Source organism: Cohnella fermenti (assembly GCF_004801405.1).
Classification (GTDB): domain Bacteria; phylum Bacillota; class Bacilli; order Paenibacillales; family Paenibacillaceae; genus Cohnella; species Cohnella fermenti.
In genome coordinates, this window is sequence record NZ_SSOB01000017.1 from 72,983 (window position 1) to 90,497 (window position 17,515).

Annotated in this window: 20 protein-coding genes and 1 pseudogene; 3 read left to right on the plus strand and 18 right to left on the minus strand. The window is 58.5% G+C overall.

The features are described from left to right. Position 1: 1 nt before the first annotated feature. Together E6C55_RS35215 and E6C55_RS15040 are read right to left on the minus strand one after the other, a co-directional pair. Entirely contained in the window at positions 2-1,291 is a 1,290-nt protein-coding gene (locus E6C55_RS35215; RefSeq protein ID WP_330999627.1) for a glucosaminidase domain-containing protein, read from the minus strand. A 976-nt stretch (positions 1,292-2,267) separates the two neighbouring features. Beyond that, complete coding sequence (locus tag E6C55_RS15040; protein WP_230986695.1) at positions 2,268-2,678, minus strand: phage holin family protein; 411 nt, start codon at positions 2,676-2,678, stop codon at positions 2,268-2,270. A gap of 566 nt (positions 2,679-3,244) precedes the next feature. Here E6C55_RS15040 and E6C55_RS15045 point away from each other — a divergent pair. From E6C55_RS15045 to E6C55_RS15055, 3 genes and pseudogenes are all read left to right on the plus strand, one after another. After that, positions 3,245-3,517 (plus strand): hypothetical protein, encoded by a 273-nt coding sequence (locus tag E6C55_RS15045; RefSeq protein ID WP_136370625.1) that lies wholly within the window; start codon positions 3,245-3,247, stop codon positions 3,515-3,517. 172 nt (positions 3,518-3,689) lie between these two features. After that, positions 3,690-4,112, plus strand: a pseudogene (locus E6C55_RS35405) (transposase); the annotation flags it as partial. Beyond that, positions 4,073-4,366 (plus strand): hypothetical protein, encoded by a 294-nt coding sequence (locus E6C55_RS15055; protein WP_168735650.1) that lies wholly within the window; start codon positions 4,073-4,075, stop codon positions 4,364-4,366. The pseudogene E6C55_RS35405 and the gene E6C55_RS15055, both read left to right, overlap by 40 nt. A gap of 119 nt (positions 4,367-4,485) precedes the next feature. On the opposite strand, the gene E6C55_RS34195 is transcribed toward E6C55_RS15055, so the two are convergent. The 16 genes from E6C55_RS34195 to E6C55_RS15130 are packed head-to-tail and all read right to left on the minus strand — an operon-like array spanning position 4,486 to position 17,458. Further along, the gene (locus tag E6C55_RS34195) at positions 4,486-6,582 is read right to left on the minus strand and encodes a hypothetical protein (RefSeq protein ID WP_211093588.1); all 2,097 of its coding nucleotides are present in this window, start codon (positions 6,580-6,582) and stop codon (positions 4,486-4,488) included. A 7-nt stretch (positions 6,583-6,589) separates the two neighbouring features. Continuing rightward, on the minus strand, positions 6,590-7,207 hold the full coding sequence (locus tag E6C55_RS15065; RefSeq protein WP_230986696.1) for a putative phage tail protein: 618 nt from the start codon (positions 7,205-7,207) through the stop codon (positions 6,590-6,592). A gap of 3 nt (positions 7,208-7,210) precedes the next feature. Then, positions 7,211-7,570 (minus strand): hyaluronate lyase N-terminal domain-containing protein, encoded by a 360-nt coding sequence (locus tag E6C55_RS15070; protein WP_136370628.1) that lies wholly within the window; start codon positions 7,568-7,570, stop codon positions 7,211-7,213. A 15-nt stretch (positions 7,571-7,585) separates the two neighbouring features. Further along, the gene (locus E6C55_RS15075) at positions 7,586-8,611 is read right to left on the minus strand and encodes a DUF2793 domain-containing protein (RefSeq protein ID WP_136370629.1); all 1,026 of its coding nucleotides are present in this window, start codon (positions 8,609-8,611) and stop codon (positions 7,586-7,588) included. 13 nt (positions 8,612-8,624) lie between these two features. After that, positions 8,625-9,011: a phosphoglucomutase gene (locus E6C55_RS15080; RefSeq protein ID WP_136370630.1), complete on the minus strand. Its 387-nt coding sequence runs from the start codon at positions 9,009-9,011 to the stop codon at positions 8,625-8,627. A 3-nt stretch (positions 9,012-9,014) separates the two neighbouring features. Further along, positions 9,015-10,106, minus strand: a complete 1,092-nt coding sequence (locus E6C55_RS15085; protein ID WP_136370631.1) for a baseplate J/gp47 family protein — start codon at positions 10,104-10,106, stop codon at positions 9,015-9,017. Then, positions 10,103-10,561, minus strand: coding sequence for a DUF2634 domain-containing protein (locus E6C55_RS15090; protein ID WP_136370632.1), 459 nt, complete (start codon positions 10,559-10,561; stop codon positions 10,103-10,105). Before E6C55_RS15090 ends, E6C55_RS15085 begins: the two co-directional genes overlap by 4 nt. Beyond that, positions 10,554-10,973: a hypothetical protein gene (locus E6C55_RS15095; RefSeq protein ID WP_136370633.1), complete on the minus strand. Its 420-nt coding sequence runs from the start codon at positions 10,971-10,973 to the stop codon at positions 10,554-10,556. Before E6C55_RS15095 ends, E6C55_RS15090 begins: the two co-directional genes overlap by 8 nt. After that, complete coding sequence (locus tag E6C55_RS15100; protein ID WP_136370634.1) at positions 10,966-11,931, minus strand: XkdQ/YqbQ family protein; 966 nt, start codon at positions 11,929-11,931, stop codon at positions 10,966-10,968. The genes E6C55_RS15095 and E6C55_RS15100 overlap by 8 nt, the downstream gene beginning before the upstream one ends. Beyond that, positions 11,928-12,554 (minus strand): LysM peptidoglycan-binding domain-containing protein, encoded by a 627-nt coding sequence (locus E6C55_RS15105; RefSeq protein ID WP_136370635.1) that lies wholly within the window; start codon positions 12,552-12,554, stop codon positions 11,928-11,930. The genes E6C55_RS15100 and E6C55_RS15105 overlap by 4 nt, the downstream gene beginning before the upstream one ends. Positions 12,555-12,590: 36 nt before the next feature. Further along, positions 12,591-14,066: a hypothetical protein gene (locus E6C55_RS15110; protein ID WP_136370636.1), complete on the minus strand. Its 1,476-nt coding sequence runs from the start codon at positions 14,064-14,066 to the stop codon at positions 12,591-12,593. A gap of 15 nt (positions 14,067-14,081) precedes the next feature. Next, on the minus strand, positions 14,082-14,219 hold the full coding sequence (locus tag E6C55_RS33845; RefSeq protein ID WP_168735657.1) for a hypothetical protein: 138 nt from the start codon (positions 14,217-14,219) through the stop codon (positions 14,082-14,084). 23 nt (positions 14,220-14,242) lie between these two features. After that, positions 14,243-14,653: a phage tail assembly chaperone gene (locus E6C55_RS15115; protein ID WP_136370637.1), complete on the minus strand. Its 411-nt coding sequence runs from the start codon at positions 14,651-14,653 to the stop codon at positions 14,243-14,245. A 19-nt stretch (positions 14,654-14,672) separates the two neighbouring features. Next, a complete protein-coding gene (locus E6C55_RS15120) occupies positions 14,673-15,080 on the minus strand; it encodes a phage tail tube protein (protein ID WP_136370638.1) in 408 nt (135 codons plus the stop codon). A 15-nt stretch (positions 15,081-15,095) separates the two neighbouring features. After that, positions 15,096-16,544, minus strand: a complete 1,449-nt coding sequence (locus E6C55_RS15125) for a phage tail sheath subtilisin-like domain-containing protein (RefSeq protein ID WP_136370639.1) — start codon at positions 16,542-16,544, stop codon at positions 15,096-15,098. 47 nt (positions 16,545-16,591) lie between these two features. Continuing rightward, positions 16,592-17,458 (minus strand): hypothetical protein, encoded by an 867-nt coding sequence (locus tag E6C55_RS15130; RefSeq protein WP_136370640.1) that lies wholly within the window; start codon positions 17,456-17,458, stop codon positions 16,592-16,594. Positions 17,459-17,515: the final 57 nt, after the last annotated feature.

Here is a 17,515-nt window from a genome sequence, read left to right on the forward strand (position 1 = left end):
ATTATACCGGAATTCCGGCCGCTTTGCGAACCTCATTCGCAAGACGATTGAACTCGTTCTTCGACGCCTGATCGACCGCCGCATACCATCCCGCCGACAGGAACCGGATGATTTTCTCCGCGTCTTCCTTCGTCATCTCATATTCCTCCTGATTATTCGTGTTCGTGTTCCACCAGCCTTCGCCGCCATACGACCGGTTCAGGTCCAGCGAGACGCCGGCCACCGAGGTGCCATTCTGATATTGATAAATGTTGGCGTAGCTGCTCACCTTGCCCTTGCTCCAGGCGTACGTCTGCCAGAAGTGCGGGCAAGCGCCGCGCTTGTGCATCTCTTCAATGACGGCGTAGGAGCCGTAAACGCCAGCTTCGTAGCCGGGAATCTGGGCGGCGGCCGCCCTCAGATATGCTTCGATCGCGTCGTAATCCGCCGGTTGGGCGTCATAGTCGACCGCGAAGTAGATCGCGCTGCCCTTGGGCTGGGCGATCGTCTGGGCTTCGGCGAGGGCGGCGGCTCCGTCCGCCTTGCCGTAGGCGGCTCCGCCCTTCGGGCGGCTGGCGGTCGTCTCGTAGACGGAGACGATCTGCATGCCGGCGGCGGTGATCGCGTCCGCTTCGGTCTTGGTCAGCCGCTTCCACGCGTATTGGGCGGGGACGAGGTAGCGGGCCGCGAACTTGTAGCCGGCCGCGGCGATCTGCTTCGCTGTCGTCGCAGTCAGCGGCGTGGCGCAATCGATGCCGGGCGTCGGGGTTGTCGTCGTCGCGGATGTCGTTGTCGAGGTTGTCGTAGCCATGGGAGTGCTCTCTCCTTCCGTTGTGGGTGAAGTTCGAACGGCATCGTACTGGTTAAGGTTATAGGTATCCATAAGCGAGATCAGCTTGGCCGCATACGTTGGGTCCGTTGCGTAACCTGCAGCCGCAACCTCCCGGGCGGCGGTTCGCCCGTCCGTGTTAAGCACTTTCTTGTACCGGCTGCCGCTCAGCAGTTTGGAATGGTCGGCGATCGACTCCAGCCAACTGTTGTACGCGCGGAACGCCGCTTGCACTTGCGTCGCGCGTCCGTCCACGTACTCCGTCGTCGCCATCGTCACGCTCCCCGCCGGGCCAGTCCCTTTGATTCCGAACAGATTGTTCGCCTTGAGCGTCAGCCCGCTCCGTCCCCAGTTCGACTCCAGCGCCGCCTGCGCCAAGGTAAGGGATGCCGGGACGCCGGTGCTGCGTTGATCGGTTAGCACGTCGGGGATGATTCGGGCGAGGAAGCTGTCGTAGATGGTTATGCCGGTGGACTCGGACATCGAATGAATTCCTCCTCCGCTCGCGATAAAGGGGCGAAAAGACAAAGAGATGAAAAGATAAAGGGATGAAAAGATAAAGGGATGAAAAGATAAAGGGATGAAAAGATAAAGGAATAAAAGTTAAGGATGCTGAAAATTAGCGCCATTGAACATTAAGAACGTTAGGACGATCCACATCAGGGACGAGTTAGTTTATGTCTGCTCGGCGGGAAGCGGAACGGCGAACGTTGGGGAGCGGGGCGGAGCTGGGCAGGGAGGCGTTGGGAGACATGAGACGGCACCGAAGGATATAGTCAGTGTGCAGAAGATAGAGTTCGGCGTAGAGGAGCGGATCGATTGAGCGCAGACCGGATGCGACAGGGCAGGGACGGCAGAACGTGGGACGACAGAGCGAGAACGATAGTATAAGCTCGACAGCAGAGCGCCAACAGGTCGAGGATGAGAGGGCATGGACGATAGTATACAGACGATACGATAGTGCGAAGACTGCAGTGCAAGAGCAACAGTGCAAGGACAGCAGTACGCGAGAACAATAGCGTACGGGCAATGGTGCCAAGACGGTAGTACAAGAACAAATAACACAAGGACAGCAGGGCCGGTGCGGCACGCGCAGGGTCCCCTCTTGTTCGCCCGTCTCCGCAGGTGTAATTTATATGAAATTTAACATACAATTTCTCATGCGGAACCAAATAGGAGCTTTTTATACTAAAAACCACATATATTTACCTTATCAGCCTCTTCAACAGCACGATATATGTGGTTTTTCACATAAAACATGCGGTTAGGGGCTTGCAGAGGGAGATTGAATGTGAAATTTCGCATAAAATTGAGCAACAGTCTGTCCTGACACCGCCTGAATCGCGTCCCTTGTCCCTTCACACTAATCGAATGGGGGTATGCAGCCGTGCGTTCAGAAATCCCGCTCCGTGCCCCGTTGTCGCTACCACAACAACTTCATTGTCCCGCTCCTACCCAATCACACCTCCTCTTCCTCTTCACCCTTTTGCTTCAGCACAGCAATGACCTGACGGAGCTTATTCGGTATCGGAAGCCCGATTCGCCCGCAGTTCTCCGTCACCGACACCAACTCGTTCGCAATATAGAAGTAGATGGCCCCGCCCATGATCATCTCGCTTCCAAGCAACACATCTACTCGGTAACCGAGTAGAATGACCAACAGCATCAAGCCCTTCTTCGCTAGGCCCACCGTCCCGACCGCCGAATTCAGACCGCTTCCCTCCCGCATCGACGCGTACATTCCGCTGATGATATCGATGGCGATGATCGTCAGCAGGAAGGTAAGTGGCTCTGTCCAATGTCCGAATGCGAATGTAATGAATGCTCCGATAAGTCCCGTGATCCAGTTGATAATCGTTTGCCCGCTCACCTATTCATCCCCTCCCCATTTAAAGAGGCCGTGCCCTTGGCCCGACCTCAAATTTCCAAATATTTGCGATTTTCAAACACCGTTTCCTATGCATAGAAATCGCATATCTTATGTTCCGGATGCTCCCGCTCGAATTAGTGGACCTAACAATAAGATCAACCGTCTGCAGCAACAAGATTACCCTTCCACACATGTCTGCCAGATTCGACGCTTCTGACCTTCTGTTGTCCATATACAGCCCCAACCCGTTACCGTTAAAAACCGAAAATCAGGTGTTGAGTCATGATGCTTAGCACTCCCATTTCAAAACGCGTGATGACCCATACTTTACCTCCGACCGATAACAGCACCGGGTACAACCGATAATCCGCCCCGTTTGATACAGTGTTCGATTCATTGATCTCTTTCGGGTGGCGATCGTAGAGTAGAGTCAAGGCCCTCCAATGGTGTCGGATTAGTAGAAATTGGTTATAGTAGAGATAAACGATAGAAACGGACGATAGAGTTATGAAAAAAACGAAAAAGCGATCTTGCGTCTCGTATTCAGCCAAATGAGAAGCGACAAGTTGAAAGAAAAAGCGAAGAAGAACGCAAACTTTTCCGAAGCCCGGCAGAAGCTGCTGCCGGATGCGTTTACGTTGCTAAATGACGAACTGACCCGGGCGTATTACGAGGACGGCGATTTTAAAACCTACCTCGGATTTCGGCTGCTGGCGATGAACGGAAGCATCATTGAGTTGCCAAACACCCAAGAAACACAGAAGGAATACGGTATACGACGACTTATAAAGTCGGGTTTCGAATTGCAAGAGCCCTTTCCTCCCATCGGTACGGCCTAGAAAACAAACTGGCAATCAGCACTTGCCTGAGCCGCTATGATGATAATGAACGCGATTTGGCCAAACGGAATATCGAGCACATGCTCCAATTGGGAAGCGCATCGGTGCGTGATTTGATCCTGTTCAATCGCGGCTACCCGTCCGCTGGCTTTTTGCTGTATTACAAGAAAAGGGCATCTCTTACCTAATGCGTGCCCAAGGATCGTTTTACAAAGAAATCGTGAACACGACACGACCGGATGAGGTCGTTACCATCGAAATTACGAAGGCCCTGGCGAAAGAACGGAAGAAGCAAGGGAAGGACCTTGCCCCCGGAACCGCCCTGCAAGTCCGTGTCATCAAAGTGGAATTGTCCACCGGGGAAACGGAAATCCTGCTGACCAACGTTGGTGCTGAAGAGCTAAGTTATGAAGCGTGTAAGCCTCTGTATTTCAAGAGATGGGGCGCGGAAACCGGATTCGACGAATTGAAGCACAAGTTTGAGATTGAGAATTTTCGGGACAAAAACCTCAGATCATCGAACAGGACTTCTATGCCACGGTGCCGCTCATCAACATGGCTTCGGTCATGGAACAAGAAGCAGAAGAGCAGATGAAAGAAACGAAGCGAACCGAGCAACTGAAATATGCAGAGTACCGAATCAACAAAAACATTCTGGTCGGCAAATTACGCAATCGGCTCATCAAAATGGCACTGGAAGAGGACGATACCCGACGGGACGTGTTGCACGATCAGTTTTTGGAAGAACTTCAACGCAACATTGTCCCCGTCGTCAAGGGTCGTCGTTTCAAACGTGACAAGCAAACGAAAACCAACAAATTCACAAAGACCAAGCGGCGGGGGTTATAGGGCCCTTAACCTGACAACATTGCCCTCATCCGCCTCCTATCCAATCACCTTTAATACTGATTTCTTGATTTCACGTCGCCGAATTCCGTTATCCATTCAAGTAACAAGCCCATTTCCTCTTAAAATTTTTCGTAGCCTGACAGAATCTTATATTCTTTCGAATATGTCCAGATTCCAGCAGTAGGGTTATAGTCACACACAGTAATCGCCGCTGTTTCATTTATATGGGCTTTGTATGTGTATGCGGGAGAGGAGCCGCCAGCATTTATCTTGGCAAATCCAGACGGATATGGTGTAGTCCCTACTGTCGCATCGTCTCCACTAATTATAAATTCATTATTGCCTACATACTTAATCAATCCCGTTCCAGTGGGGCTTGGCAACATACTAGCCAAGTTGCTCGGCCAAATCTGAGACAGACTACTTCCCGAGGCATCGTAACACTGTTTGCCATAAATTAAACGTGTACCATTGCTGTTGACGTCCGCCTTTGTAGGAGCATACAGAGGGCCATCCATAGAACCAATCGAGACGACAGTTCCTCCGAATGTTCCTTTATACCATATATTCGTTGTTGTCCCAGTATTGACCCCGATGTAAGCGACATTATAGTCATCGAAGAGAACGGTATACACGTTTGATCCATTTAGGGGAGTCCACGTCCCCATCAGCAACAGATCAAGGCTTAATCGCACTACCGTCAATGGGTAGATTCCCTGATACGTATATACCGTTCCGCCTCTGACCGACAATTTTGAAGCAAAAGTGCTAACACCAAAGTCATAGTAGATAGGAGCAGTGGATAGATTGTTTATGTCATATCGGTAAAGCTTTGTGTCAGCCATCACGAACAGGTAATTGACGTAAGTAAGGAGTTTTTCGATAACCCCCCCTACGTTGATCGCTTGAACAAAATTGCCGTATCGATCAAATTTCTGGATTGTGGATGCTCCATTTTGTGCTAGATACGAATTCCCATTATCATCGACAGCGATAGAATTCGCAATCCAATTGAAGCTTGTACGTCGAACCCTCCATAACGGAGTGTCGAATCCAAGATTTTCTACAGTTGGGGAGTAGGTCCCCATTAGTCCAAGCACAGATATATTTTTTCGGATATTGGCCGACAAAAAATTATTATCCGATATCGTGACATAATCGCTCGCCCCATTACGATATCCTTGAGATGCCAATAGTCGTAAGGTCGTCCCGCTTATCGAAGAGGAAAGCGCGCTGGTCTCTCCTGATCGATTCACCATACTCCCCGCCACAACCCCGGCTTCCGTCCCCACCGTGTACCCGCTCAGAACCTGGGCCGCGGCGGCTGTGCCATACTCCCCCCCTTCACCCTGTAAGATAAAAGCCGTGCCGTTGTAGCGAAGGGTGTACACGCCCCCCGCAACCAACTTGCCGGACGTCAGAGCCGCGCCCTTGCTCGTCAGGATCGACTTGGCGCCCAAGCCGTTCACGTTGATCGTGGAGGCGCCCGTGTTCGCAGTGCTGATCTGTGCCGCGAGCGCCAGGCCGGCCGTCAACGAAGATGGCGCAGGCGACAGCGTGACCGCGTACGTATTGGCGGAGCCCGTTGCCGCGGCGTACGGCACATGCGAGGTCAAGTCCGAGACGTGCGACGAAGGAGCCGCATCCGTAATCCCGTACCCGCTCAGAGTCGTCGGGTTCGTTCCGCCCGTGACGCGGCCCTTGGCGTCGACCGTCACGCTCTTGTAGGTGCCGGCCGAGACGCCGGAGGCGCTCAGCGTCAACGCACCGGAAGCCGCAGCCGAGCCGTCGAAGCTGATGGAGGCCGTGCCGTCGCCGGTCAGCGAGAGCGTCCGCGCCGTCGCCAGCTTCGTTGCGGTGGCGGCGTTGCCGGTGACATCGCCGACCAATTGCGCGGATGCGTTGTAGACGGGAACCGTGCCCGCCGCCGCCGTCGTGCTCGCGTCGTAGCCGTCGAGCTTGTCCGCGTTCAGATTCGTAACCTTGGTGGTGGAGGCCACCACCAGAGGAGCGTTCCCCGTCGCCCGAGTCGACGTGATCGCCCCGCTCGCCGTAAGGTTCGCGGCGGTTACCGTCCCCGTAAATGTCGGAGAGGCCAACGGGGCCTTCCCTGCGATCGCCGAGTCGAGCACGTCCGCATTGTCGTTCAGATTCGCGATGTCGACAACGTCCGTTCCTTCCGGCTTCTTCAATCCCAAATTCGGTGTCAGTTGCATGAAGCCCTCACGCTCCTTCGTAAACTTTAAGTTCGTTCCACGTCTTCAATCCTGCGTCGGACCACAGCAGCCCGGACAGTTGATCCCATGTCGTGTACGTATATTTAATGCTGTAAACCAGGTGCGCCGGCTTGATCGCCTCCAGCATGGCCAGGAAGCCCTGCATGTTCGCCGGAATTCCCTTCACCCCGATGAATTGAATCTCGAACCGATACTCCGAAGAGTACTCCGTCACCCGAACCTCGCCGCCGCTGAACGCCGCGGCCGCGGAGACAATCGCCGCCGAAGTCGTCGTGCCGACTCCGCGAAGCGCGGCCGTCACTTGCTCCCGGCGCCGTTCCACCGTCTTGGACGAATCGATACCGAGCCCCAATTCGTCCTCCCAGCGATCCAGTCCCCACGTCGCCGTGCTGACGAACAGTTGGCGAAGAGTCTCGTCCGCCGCGAAACGCTGCATGCCCGCCTCTTCCGCGATCGTCGCTTGAAGAGCCTTCATCAAGCGGCTGTTCGCATAATAATAGGGCAGATAGCTTAACAGATCCGGCGGGTTGCCCGATGTCGAGCCCGTCTCCTCGGTCTCGTCCGAATAGATCAGCACGCCGTACGACGCTGCTCCGTATTCCACGGCCTACACCCCCTTCAACTGATTCCAGGTCACGCCGGGACTCAGCTTGGCGGCCACCTCAAGCTTGGTTGCCGCATCCGTAATGCCGTAGCCGGACAGCGTCGTCGGCTTGCCTGACACCCCTGTCCAGGCCACACTGTCCGCCGTTTCGGAGGAATCGACCTTGCCGTTGCCGTTCGTATCGTAGATGCCCTTCAGCATGTCTCCCACGGACTGAGCCGCCACGAGAAGCACGTTGCCCGAGGATGCCGTGCCGACATAAAGCTTCTTGGAATCCGTGCAATACCCAAGCTCTCCGTCCGCCAACGTGCCGATGGCGGCCTCTAGTCCGCGCCGGATTTGGATCAGAACCTTGCGAGCCATAACCTCATCACCGCCTTAGAACGTTCCGCCGTCGATCGTGCCGACCGTCAGGCGGTTGCCGTTCGCCGAATCGTACACAAGGCTGCTCTCGTCGATATAAGCGGCAACCCCGCTGGAGCTGACCGTGATCCCCCGGTAAGCCTTGACCGCGACCGCATCCGCCGCAACCGTGATCCCGTTGCCGGCACCGACGTCCAGAACGACCGTGTCCGCCTGCCCGCCTCCGGTCAAGCCGGCCCCTGCCGTAACCGTCTGCAGAGCGCCGCCCGTTCGCACCCAGGCGGTCCCGTTCCAGCTATAAATTTTCTGCTCGGCATCCACATAACACGTCCAGCCGACGTCAGGCGTATAGTAAACCCAAGCGCTCGACTGCCATTCGGCGATCTGCGTCTGCTTGCCGGCCCATGCCCCTGTCGCACCGGTCGGAACGATGTAGCGATCCCCTTCCGCGTTGCCGGAGGCCGGAGGCGTCGTCGTCGTTTGATTCTTGACCGACGCCTGGGGCTCGATGTTGTGCTTGGCCAGCTCGATCTCGTTCCGAATCTTCTGGGCGGACCACAGCTCCGTGGCCGACGTTCCGGAGTCATTGATCTGTCGGTGCTTGGCCGCATCGTCCAAGTGGGAGCGCGCTTCCGCAGCGGTCACAGCCGCCGTGCCGTCGCTGAGCCTGCTCACGCGGCCGGACGTCAGCTCCGTCTTCAGCACCTTGCCATAGCTCGCTCCCTCCGCGATGTCGTCAAGCGTCCCGGTCAGATCGGACAAGCCGATCGCGTTCATCCTCACCCATTGCGTGCCGTCGTCCAGATACAGATAACCGGCGTTTGATCCCGAAGTGACGTAATACGTGCGACCGGAATAGGCGGCGCTCGGCCGGTTCGCGTACGTGCCCGACATGGCCCGGCCGACGAACAGATTGCTCGTTCCGTCGCCGATATAGACTTCCTTCGTATCGGTGCAGAACCCCATCTCCCCGGACAACAGAGCGCCTCGGGCCGTCAATTCCGCCTTGGTGCCGCGCCGGATTCTTACTGTTTGCGCCATGTTAAACCTCCTCTTAAAATGTTCCTCCGTCGATGACCCCGAAGCCCACGTATTGCTCCAGCTCCTCCCGGGTCTCGTTCAGCCGATCCTGCAGCAAGTTGATATCCTCCGCTTCGACCGTGTCGCCCGGAGTCTCGTAAACGACATAGACCGGGTTCGCCTCCGAATAGATGCGAATCGATCTTCGCCATGGCGAATCCGAAGGAATCGAGACGGCGAAGTTCGTCACCTGCTCCCCCGACAGCCGCGATCCGGTATACACCCGAATGGAGGACACCGGAACGTTGTCATGGGAGAGAGGCCCCTCATAGACTCCGTTCGAAGTAGGGAACGCCTCCTCGATCGAATACGTCTCTCCGCTTGGCTTCTTGTTCAGCTTGGCGGCGAACTCATATCCCATGCCCTACACCCCCAATTCGACGCTTCCCAGCACCGGAATCTCCTCGTCCGCAAGAGGCGCGTTCGTCGCAGCCCCGTTCACCGTGAGCTCCGAATAATCGAGCACCCCCGGAACGCCGAGCAGCAGAGTTCCGAGCTTCGCGTTGCTTACATACGAATTCTTGAACACCGTCTCGCGAAAATAATCCGCCACCAAAGCCTCATACGAGTCCTTGACCTCCTGCAGCGAGTAACCGGCAGCGAGCGACACCGTCGCCGCCACGTTCACGGTCTTCGCCGCCGCGGGAGCGACCGTCACCGTCGCGCCGATCGGCCTCACGCTCTCCACATAATCCCGGGTTTCCTCGACAAGCGCCGAGTTCGCGGGCAGCCGCTGCGCATCGGCCAGCACAAGCTTGACCGTGCCCGGGCCGTCCCAGAGCGGGAACACCCGCGCATCCCCGACACCGGGCACCTCGAGCGCCCACTGGCGGTACTGCGCCGCATTGCCCGAGGTGGCCGGCTGGCGAATCTTCGCGAGCAGCCGAACGAGCAGTTCCTCGTCGCTCTCGATGTCCGAGCCGCCGCTCATCGCCGCTTCGTTCGACACCGCCGTCACCCCGGCGATCGCGATCATCGTCAGCTTAACCGCCAATGCGGCCACATTGCCCCGCGCTCCCGCTTCCGCTGCCGTCACCGCGACGAGCGCCGTCCCGCTCGGGCCAATCGCCATGTCCGCATCGGTCGCGAACTCGACCGATGCCGAATTCGTCGCCGAATCCGCCTCCGTCGCCAGCAGCGTCCCCGCAGGAATGACCGTCCCCTCCGCTCCCGTTATTTTCACCGAACCGGTTGCCTTCTGGGCTTCCCTGCGGGCGATGCCGTGCTCCTCGCCCCTCAAGTCCAGGTAAGCCCCGAATGTCGTGGACGCGAACCCCCGCCTCAGCACCTCCTGCGCCCAGACCGCCGAATTAAACAGCTCGTAGGCAATCGGGGCCAGCGCATCCCAGAAGAAGGAGCCCTCCGACTTGTCTACGTCCGCAGGCAGGCGAGCCAGCATCCGGTCCATAATGGCTTCCTCCGTCTGGTCTTGCAAATAATCCGGCAATGCCGTCATATCGTCGTCACCACGCTTCCTTGAACGGTTCCCGTCTCCTCGCGCGCATTCCTTGCCTCACACGAGAACGCCACCCGCTCCTTCTCCCATTCAAAAACAAAGTTCCCGACCGCCGCTGTCCGGGGATCGGCCATCAGCGTCTCCGTCGCAATCCGCGCAATCTCGCTCTGCACGGCCTCTCGGGACAGGTTCAAGCCGATCAGCCCGTCGAACTCCTGCCCGTACCCTCTCGAATACACCAGATATTTATATCGCTCCGTCAGAAGCGCCTTGGCGCACCATTCCAGCCAGGCCTCCGTCCCGTCCGCTTCCGCGATTCGGCCGGTCGGCGTTCTCACGAAGTCTCCCGCCAAATAATCGAATCTCGGGCTGCGGCCGAAGACGATCTCTTCCTCGCCGGTTGCCGCCGCTGCCGCGTCCTCCGCCGTCTCCGCCTCCGGAAACAAGCTAGCCATCCGCGCTCACCACCTTGCACACGACTACCGCATGATTGCCGTCATTCACGGAGATCGCCAGCACCCGGTCCCCCGGGACAAATCCGCTTCTGAACTCCACCTTCACTCCTTCGACCTCCGCTTGCGCGAAATCGAATCGAGTCGGCACGGAAGTCGAAGCTCCCGCCAGCGCAGTCCCGTCCTCCCGAACCGGCGAGGTCATCGTCCCCACCATGGAGAAGTTCGGAAGATGCAGCTTCGCCGTCCACTCCGCCACCCCGTAATCCGGAATCTCGTGCTTAAACGAATCGAGCTTCAGCCCGCCGCCTGTGATCGTCCCAAGCTCCGCGCCGACTCCCGACACCGCCTGCGACACGATCCCGCTGAACCGCCGCTCGAGCGAAGACACGAGATTCCGATAAGGATCAGACACACCAATCCCTCCTTACTTTCGCCTCTCTCGCAAGTTCCAGCTCCATATGCCCCGGAAGGCCAAGCCTGTGCTTGACCGACAGGACGTAGAGCTCCAGCCCGTTTAACCGAACCTTGTCCCCGGCGCGAATCGTATTGATGTCCGGAGCCGTCACCGTGAACGTCTCCTGCATGCCCATCAGCAAGTTCTTGGCCGCTTCCTTGGCCTGGGCCACCGTCTCGATCGCGCAGTCCTGAATAACCTTCTGCAGCGTCCCGTACTTCTCGATCTCCCCTTGGACAATCGCCAGCACCGGAGACAGCCTCTTATCGCTCCCCGAGCTGCCGAGCACCTTCACCTGCGTCACTGCGCCTTCCAGCGTGCGAACCTGCACGACCTCTTCCAGCGCCTCGAGCTCCCACACGTCGGAGTTGCTCCCGATCCGGTAGAGCGTAAGGCCCCCCTCGTCCATCCGGGGACGGTACATGTCGCCGCCCTTGTCGGTCGTCTCCTTCAAGTCTTCCTGCACCATGGAGAAAATCGACTGAATGCGCCTTACGCTGCGAGCGAGGAGAATCCGGGTGTCCGGAAGCGATCCGATGGGGATGTTCCAGTCCTTCGCGTAGGCTCTCAGCCTTTGCGAGGCCGTCTGTCCCGCAAGCAGAAGCCGCTCGTCCTCCGACTTGGCCAGGTAGATCGTCTTGTCGTAAACCGTAAGGGTAAGCCGCTTGCTGCCGTTGTTCGTGCTGGAGCACTCCCAGATAAGGCCGGGATTCAGCAGATCCTTCTTGCCCGAGCCTCCGTATGGCGTGCCGGAGATCCGGATCGACTGGCCGGGAGCGATCGCCGGGAAGTCCGGCGTGACCGCAAGCAGGATGCTGACGCGGCAAGCGATCTCCTCCAGCGATTCCTCAAGCGTGAGCTCCTCGACCAGGTCGGTGAGATCGTACTTCTCAGCCAGAACCACCTCGTAACTCATGGCATCACCAGCTTCTGTCCAACGCGGATAAGGTTCGGGTCCTTGCCGATAACCGCCTTGTTTCTCTCATAGATGACGCTCCACTTCGAGCTGCTGCCGAGCTCCCGCTTGGCGATCGCGGACAGCGTATCGCCCGCCTTCACGACATAAATCTTCGGGACGGCCTTCGTATCCGATCGGACGGCGGAAGCTCCCGCCGCCTCCGCGCCCGCCTTCTTCACCTTCATCTCCCGCCACGTGCGGAAGGTGATGTCGAAGCTGATGTCGCCCGGCTCGCCTCCCCGGAACACGGTGTTGACCGAAGCGACGAAGACGAGAACGTTGACCTTCGTCTCCGTGATAAGCAGCCGAACCGGCTTCTTGGCAACCAGGAGCGTGATCAGCTTCTGAAGCGCCAGTTGCGGATCGGGAATGCCCGTATAGCGGCAGTAGCTCGAATCCTCCGTCTGGGGGAAGAACGAGGAGAACGAGATCTCCTTGATCTTCGATTGCTGCGCCATATCGACTTCGCCGAGAGAGATGATCTGGAACGTCTCATACTGCTTCTCCCGGTTGATCGCAATCTCTTCCGGGTTCACCGGGAAGTGGAACTTGTCCGTATCGTCTATCAAATAAATGTCCATTCGCGTTCACCCGCTCTCGAATCGTCTTGCGCCTGCTCAGGCGCGGTTCTCGATGCTCTGGCGGATCGAGACCGCAAGCTGCGCTCCGATCTGCGCGGAGATGGCGTCGTAGTCGATCTGCTGGTCCTGCCGGATGCTGAGCTGGACGGCTCCGTTCATGATGCTGACATTGGTCGAGGCGGATGCCGTTGCCGCTTGGGCGGAGGCTTTGATCCCGAGGTTTGTCTGCGCATAGATAGAGCTCGTGCCGGACACGACCGCGCCTCCGTCCGTCGATTCGGGCATCACTTCCGGCGCCTTCTTCTTCTTTTTCCAAGGCCACTTGATGCTGCCCGCCGCCTCGCCGATCTTGCCGCCGATCCAGCTCCCTGCAGCCCCGCCTACCATCGTCCCGATCGTCGTTCCGATTCCCGGGCCCAGGAAGGTGCCCAGGGCGCCTCCCGCAATCGCACCGACGCTTCCGCCGATCGCCTCGCCGATCGCCTTGTTGCGTTCCTTGCCCGGCTTCGCCGTGGCGATGTCGAACACATCCAAGGCGAGGGCAAGCGGCCTGGCCGCTTTACCGACAGACTTGCCCAGCAGCTTGCCGACCGATTTGGTTGCGGTGCCGACCTTTTTGAGCGGAGTCGCAAGGGAGCCGGCTTTGCCTTTGAGCCAGTCCTTCGCACCCGATAGCATCGCCCCGCCCGATGGCAGCTTGCCTTTGGCCCAGTCCTTCGCCCTCGATAGCATCGCCCCGCCCGACGGCAGCTTGTCTTTGATCCAGTCCTTTGCCCTCGACAGCTTCGCCCCGCCGGACGACACCTTGTCCTTGACCCAGTCCTTTGCTCGCGACAGCTTCGCCCCGCCGGACGACACCTTGTCCTTGGCCCAGTCCTTGGCCCCCGACAGCTTGTCCTTAACCCAGTCCTTCGACCCGGAGAAGATCGCCTTGCCCCATCTCAGCGCGCCGCCGATATTTCCCAATTTGCCGAGTTTCTTTTTGAACAGATCGTAGAGATCTCCGACGAATTTCTCTACCAAGGTCTCGATTGCGGTCTCGAGTATTTTCTTCAATAGCTCCTTCCACCAGCTATCGCCGCCCTGACCGCCATCCGAACACTTGCATTTACACTTGCAGTCGTCTTCTCTGCCGCCCTTGCCCGTAAACTTCATTGTGATCTCGGCCATGATCTTGGCGGTAATCTCGAGTTTGACGTCCAATTCGAGACTCGCTTTGAGCGAAGCTTTGAACTTCTCCAGCAGCTTGCTGCTCAGCGAGAACTTCGCCCGGACGTTGATCACCCAATCCGTGCGCGTCAGTTCGGTCAGCTTCATGCGAATATTCCGAATCGGCTTGCAGAGGCAATCGCTCAGCCGAATGACCGGAATAATCCGAATTCGGTTCAAGGCCTCCGCCCGCCGTTTGATCTTCTCCATATACTTCTCCATCGTCTTCAGAGCCTGGCCCGTCTTCCGCAGGCCGTCGGCGTCGATGACGATATCGATGCTCGCGACAGATTCCGCCGCCATCCTCGCACCTCCTTCCTACCCGGAGCCGGCCGCCTTGGAGGCGGCCTCCAGCTCGAGCTCCATGCTTGCCATCAGGAACAGTTGCTCGCCGCGCGGCAACTGCCAGAATTGACCGGGGCGCAGGTGATGGCGGACCCAGATGGCATGAAGCATGCCGGCTTTCGCCCCGGTTCGGATCAGTTTTTTACGTCTTCGAGCTCCGTGTTGAAGCCGGACAGATCGAGCACCACGTCACCCAGGGCCGACAGCTCTCCGGCAAGCAGAATGCGCTTGATCACTTCTTCCGCTCCGCTGGCCGAGAATTTCGTTACCAGCTTCGCGTCGCCCCAATTCGGGGTGACCGTCGCAGCCGCGATCAGCGAGACGTTGAACAGCTCCTCGTCGAGCCGCTCGATCGTCTGGCCGCGCTTCTCCTTGCGCTCCGTGCAGCGCTCGCGAATCGCGAACACCTGCTTGCCGGTCAGGCCGCGCAGACGCACCGGGATGCCCATCCGCTCCAGCAGCACCGCCTTCTCCGGCACGGTGTCGGCGGCAAGCAGCCGCTCGAGCACCTGGTCTTCCGTCAATGCTTCGAATTCCGATGCCATTGCCCGTTCCCTCCTTTCCTTAGTTGGCCGTAATCGGATCGAGCAGCTCGTAGCCCTCGAACGTGAAGGCCGTCTCCTCGGCCACTTCCTCGCCCGCCGTCCAGTTGGCAAGCTGGATCTTGTCCGCCACGCAGTTGATAAGGCGAATACGCTCGAAGCCGTAGGACTCCGGATCGGCCAGCTTGTTGATGACCTCGAACTTCGCGAAGCCCTTCTGGATCATGTCGCTCGTTACCTTGTAGCCGCTCATCGTGCCGGTCCCCTTCTTCGCCCCGAGCTTATGAACGGTCCATTCCGCGCCGGCCAGCTTCAGCTCGCGCTTCTCCACCTCCACGGAAGCCTCCAGGTGGTTGATGTTCGTCTGCCAGACACCGTCGATAAACACTTGCCCGTACGTACCCAGAATCGCTCTCGTCGGATCCATCATGTTCCGTTATCCCCCTTATTGCACGGTAAACGTGCCGAAAATTTGTTCCACCACATCGGTCAGCTTCGCTTCCCACTTCAGGAAGACCTGATCCGCTTCGGCGGCGATGCTCTTGTCCTCGTACACGTCGAAGCCGGTCGCTTCGATGACGCCGGACTGCGCCAGCGACTGCAAATATTGCTTGCAAGCGCCGATCAAGGCCAGGCGGCCTTCCTCCGTGTTGTTGACCTTGCCGACATAGCTGTCCTCCGCCGTGCGTCGCAGATCCGAGTTGATCGCATCCAGCACGCGGATCGTGCGAATCTTTTTCCAAGCCGCACTCTGGCCTTGGCCGGGAGAGACGAGGCTGTTGACGCCGCGAAGCGCCTTTACCTGACGACCGTCATGCACATGGAGGAAGACCCCGCCCGCAACCGCCTGCTCCTGTTCGCTGCGAGTCCAGCGGCGCGATACGTCCTGGAACGGAGCCGAAGCGTACGTCGTCGATTCGCTGAGGCTCTGCCCCGCGATCAGGCCTGCCACATAGGCGGACAGCTGCGCCGAGCTGTAGACGGCATCGCCTTCCTTCGCGCCGACACCGACGCTCACGATGCCCTCGCTGTTGAACAGCGCGCTGCGAGCCGTCGCCTTCGCGACCGCGTCCGCCGCCTGATCGTCGCCGGAGGAGCCGCCGAGCACGGCGATGACGCCGAGTCCTTCCGAACGAATGCGGGACACCCAGCTCAGCACGCTTGCCTGCAGGGAAGCCTCCGATTCTCCATCCAATGCGAAAGCATCGAACGCCTGCGTCTCGAATGCGGCGAACGCTTCTTGATAATCCGCGTTGTCGATGCCGCCGATCCCGGAGGAGCCTCCGTCCAGCGCAGCCCCGATGACGGATGCCAGCACGCCGTTGCCCTCGCCCAGCTTCTCCGCGGTCACCCACTTGTTCGCGGCATCGCCGTTGACGGCGTCGACGGCCGCCTGAATCGCATCGCCCGCGAATGTGAAGGTGCGCAGCAGCGTCGCTCCTTCATAGAGCTTGAGATCCTTCTTGCTCGAATCGGAGGCGTTCTCCTGCACGGTCGCCTTGAACGCATTGCCGCGTTCGCCCGTATAACGCGCTGTCAGCTTCAGGACGTTCACCGGCGTTGCCGTCGTGTCCTTAAGGATTGCCGTGGCAGCCGCATCGGTTCCGTCCGACAGCCGATAGGCGAGCACCTTGCTCGCGCCGCCCAGCAGCGCCAGACGCAGCGCCGTGTAAGCGGTAGCTCCTCCTTCGCCAAGCTCCGAGAACGCTTCGATCGCACCGCTCTCGCTTGCAATCTCGGTGACCTGCTTGACCGGGCCCCAATGCGCCCGGACCGGAAGGGCGACAACGCCCCTTGTTCCCGCTTGAACGGCAGCCGTTGCCGCCGCTTTAAAAGCCATATAGAAGCCGGGCAATACCGGCATATCCGTCGTGCTCCAATTTCCTCCAGCCATCGTATTCGCTCACCTTTCTTTTTTGGAAATGAATAATTCAGTCGAGATCATCCGCCCCCGTATGCGGCAGAACGATAATGAATCTCTCTCATCAGTGGAGCCTCTTCCTCCGAGCCTTCCTCGCTCCGGACCGAACGCCGGGACAGCGTCACCGCCAGTTGGCCGAATCGGAGCGCGTCGGCATCCACCATCGCGGCGCATTCCCGAACAGTGATGAATCGCTTCTGCTCGGAGTCCAGCTCGATCTTGCCGCTTCGCTTCAATTCCTCCGCCAGGCGAACGATCGCCTCCGTCTGCTCGTTCGGGGTCCTCCCGAGCACATGCCCGGTCAGTTGCTTGCGAACATTCACGGAAGCCGCATTCCCATCCGACGTCTCCAGGCCGACGATTCGCCACAGAACGGCGGGAGCCAGATAACCCGGAGGCCATCGTTCCCCGTAGACCGACCAGGCTGCACCGAGCAGCGACTTCGTCCAGAGGATCAACGCTTCCGTCCATGCATCCCGCGGAACGGTCTCTGCCCGCTCCGCCGCTTCGATGGCCGAGACGGTGAAGCGCAGCCCTCTCGTCAATGCCTGACGTTCCTCGTCCGCCAAGTCGGAGCCGATCGTTCCCGCATAGTTGCAGGTGAACACCTCGCCCGTCGAAGCGTCCGTCAGCGCATTCCCTTCCAGCGATTGAACGATCGCTTGCGCGAGCTCGTCGATCGCCGCGAACCCTGCCGTCTCCGCTTCATACGGCCAGACTTCGTAGAAGCGATTCACACCCGTCCAATCGCTCGAGATGCCCTCTTCGCCTTGAATCAAGACCAGGTAAGGCTTGTCCGCCGTCAGGCCGTCCTCGTGGGATTCGAGCACCCTCCCTCCAATCGAGGGAATCTCGGCGATCAGCCGCTGCCTAATTCCATCGCGCATTCGCCGCCACATCCTTCTGCTTCATGTTCGCTCGCCCTCCCGTTCCGGTTCTGCGAT

Excerpts from the sequence above, each read along its gene's own strand:
- E6C55_RS35215 (WP_330999627.1), bottom strand. The coding sequence starts at position 1,291 with ATGTCCGAGTCCACCGGCATAACCATCTACGACAGCTTCCTCGCCCGA.
- E6C55_RS15055 (WP_168735650.1), top strand. The coding sequence starts at position 4,073 with ATGGCTTCGGTCATGGAACAAGAAGCAGAAGAGCAGATGAAAGAAACG.
- E6C55_RS34195 (WP_211093588.1), bottom strand. The coding sequence starts at position 6,582 with ATGCAACTGACACCGAATTTGGGATTGAAGAAGCCGGAAGGAACGGAC.
- E6C55_RS15070 (WP_136370628.1), bottom strand. The coding sequence starts at position 7,570 with ATGGCTCGCAAGGTTCTGATCCAAATCCGGCGCGGACTAGAGGCCGCC.
- E6C55_RS15075 (WP_136370629.1), bottom strand. The coding sequence starts at position 8,611 with ATGGCGCAAACAGTAAGAATCCGGCGCGGCACCAAGGCGGAATTGACG.
- E6C55_RS15080 (WP_136370630.1), bottom strand. The coding sequence starts at position 9,011 with ATGGGATATGAGTTCGCCGCCAAGCTGAACAAGAAGCCAAGCGGAGAG.
- E6C55_RS15085 (WP_136370631.1), bottom strand. The coding sequence starts at position 10,106 with ATGACGGCATTGCCGGATTATTTGCAAGACCAGACGGAGGAAGCCATT.
- E6C55_RS15090 (WP_136370632.1), bottom strand. The coding sequence starts at position 10,561 with ATGGCTAGCTTGTTTCCGGAGGCGGAGACGGCGGAGGACGCGGCAGCG.
- E6C55_RS15100 (WP_136370634.1), bottom strand. The coding sequence starts at position 11,931 with ATGAGTTACGAGGTGGTTCTGGCTGAGAAGTACGATCTCACCGACCTG.
- E6C55_RS15105 (WP_136370635.1), bottom strand. The coding sequence starts at position 12,554 with ATGGACATTTATTTGATAGACGATACGGACAAGTTCCACTTCCCGGTG.
- E6C55_RS15110 (WP_136370636.1), bottom strand. The coding sequence starts at position 14,066 with ATGGCGGCGGAATCTGTCGCGAGCATCGATATCGTCATCGACGCCGAC.
- E6C55_RS33845 (WP_168735657.1), bottom strand. The coding sequence starts at position 14,219 with ATGCTTCATGCCATCTGGGTCCGCCATCACCTGCGCCCCGGTCAATTC.
- E6C55_RS15115 (WP_136370637.1), bottom strand. The coding sequence starts at position 14,653 with ATGGCATCGGAATTCGAAGCATTGACGGAAGACCAGGTGCTCGAGCGG.
- E6C55_RS15120 (WP_136370638.1), bottom strand. The coding sequence starts at position 15,080 with ATGATGGATCCGACGAGAGCGATTCTGGGTACGTACGGGCAAGTGTTT.
- E6C55_RS15125 (WP_136370639.1), bottom strand. The coding sequence starts at position 16,544 with ATGGCTGGAGGAAATTGGAGCACGACGGATATGCCGGTATTGCCCGGC.
- E6C55_RS15130 (WP_136370640.1), bottom strand. The coding sequence starts at position 17,458 with ATGCGCGATGGAATTAGGCAGCGGCTGATCGCCGAGATTCCCTCGATT.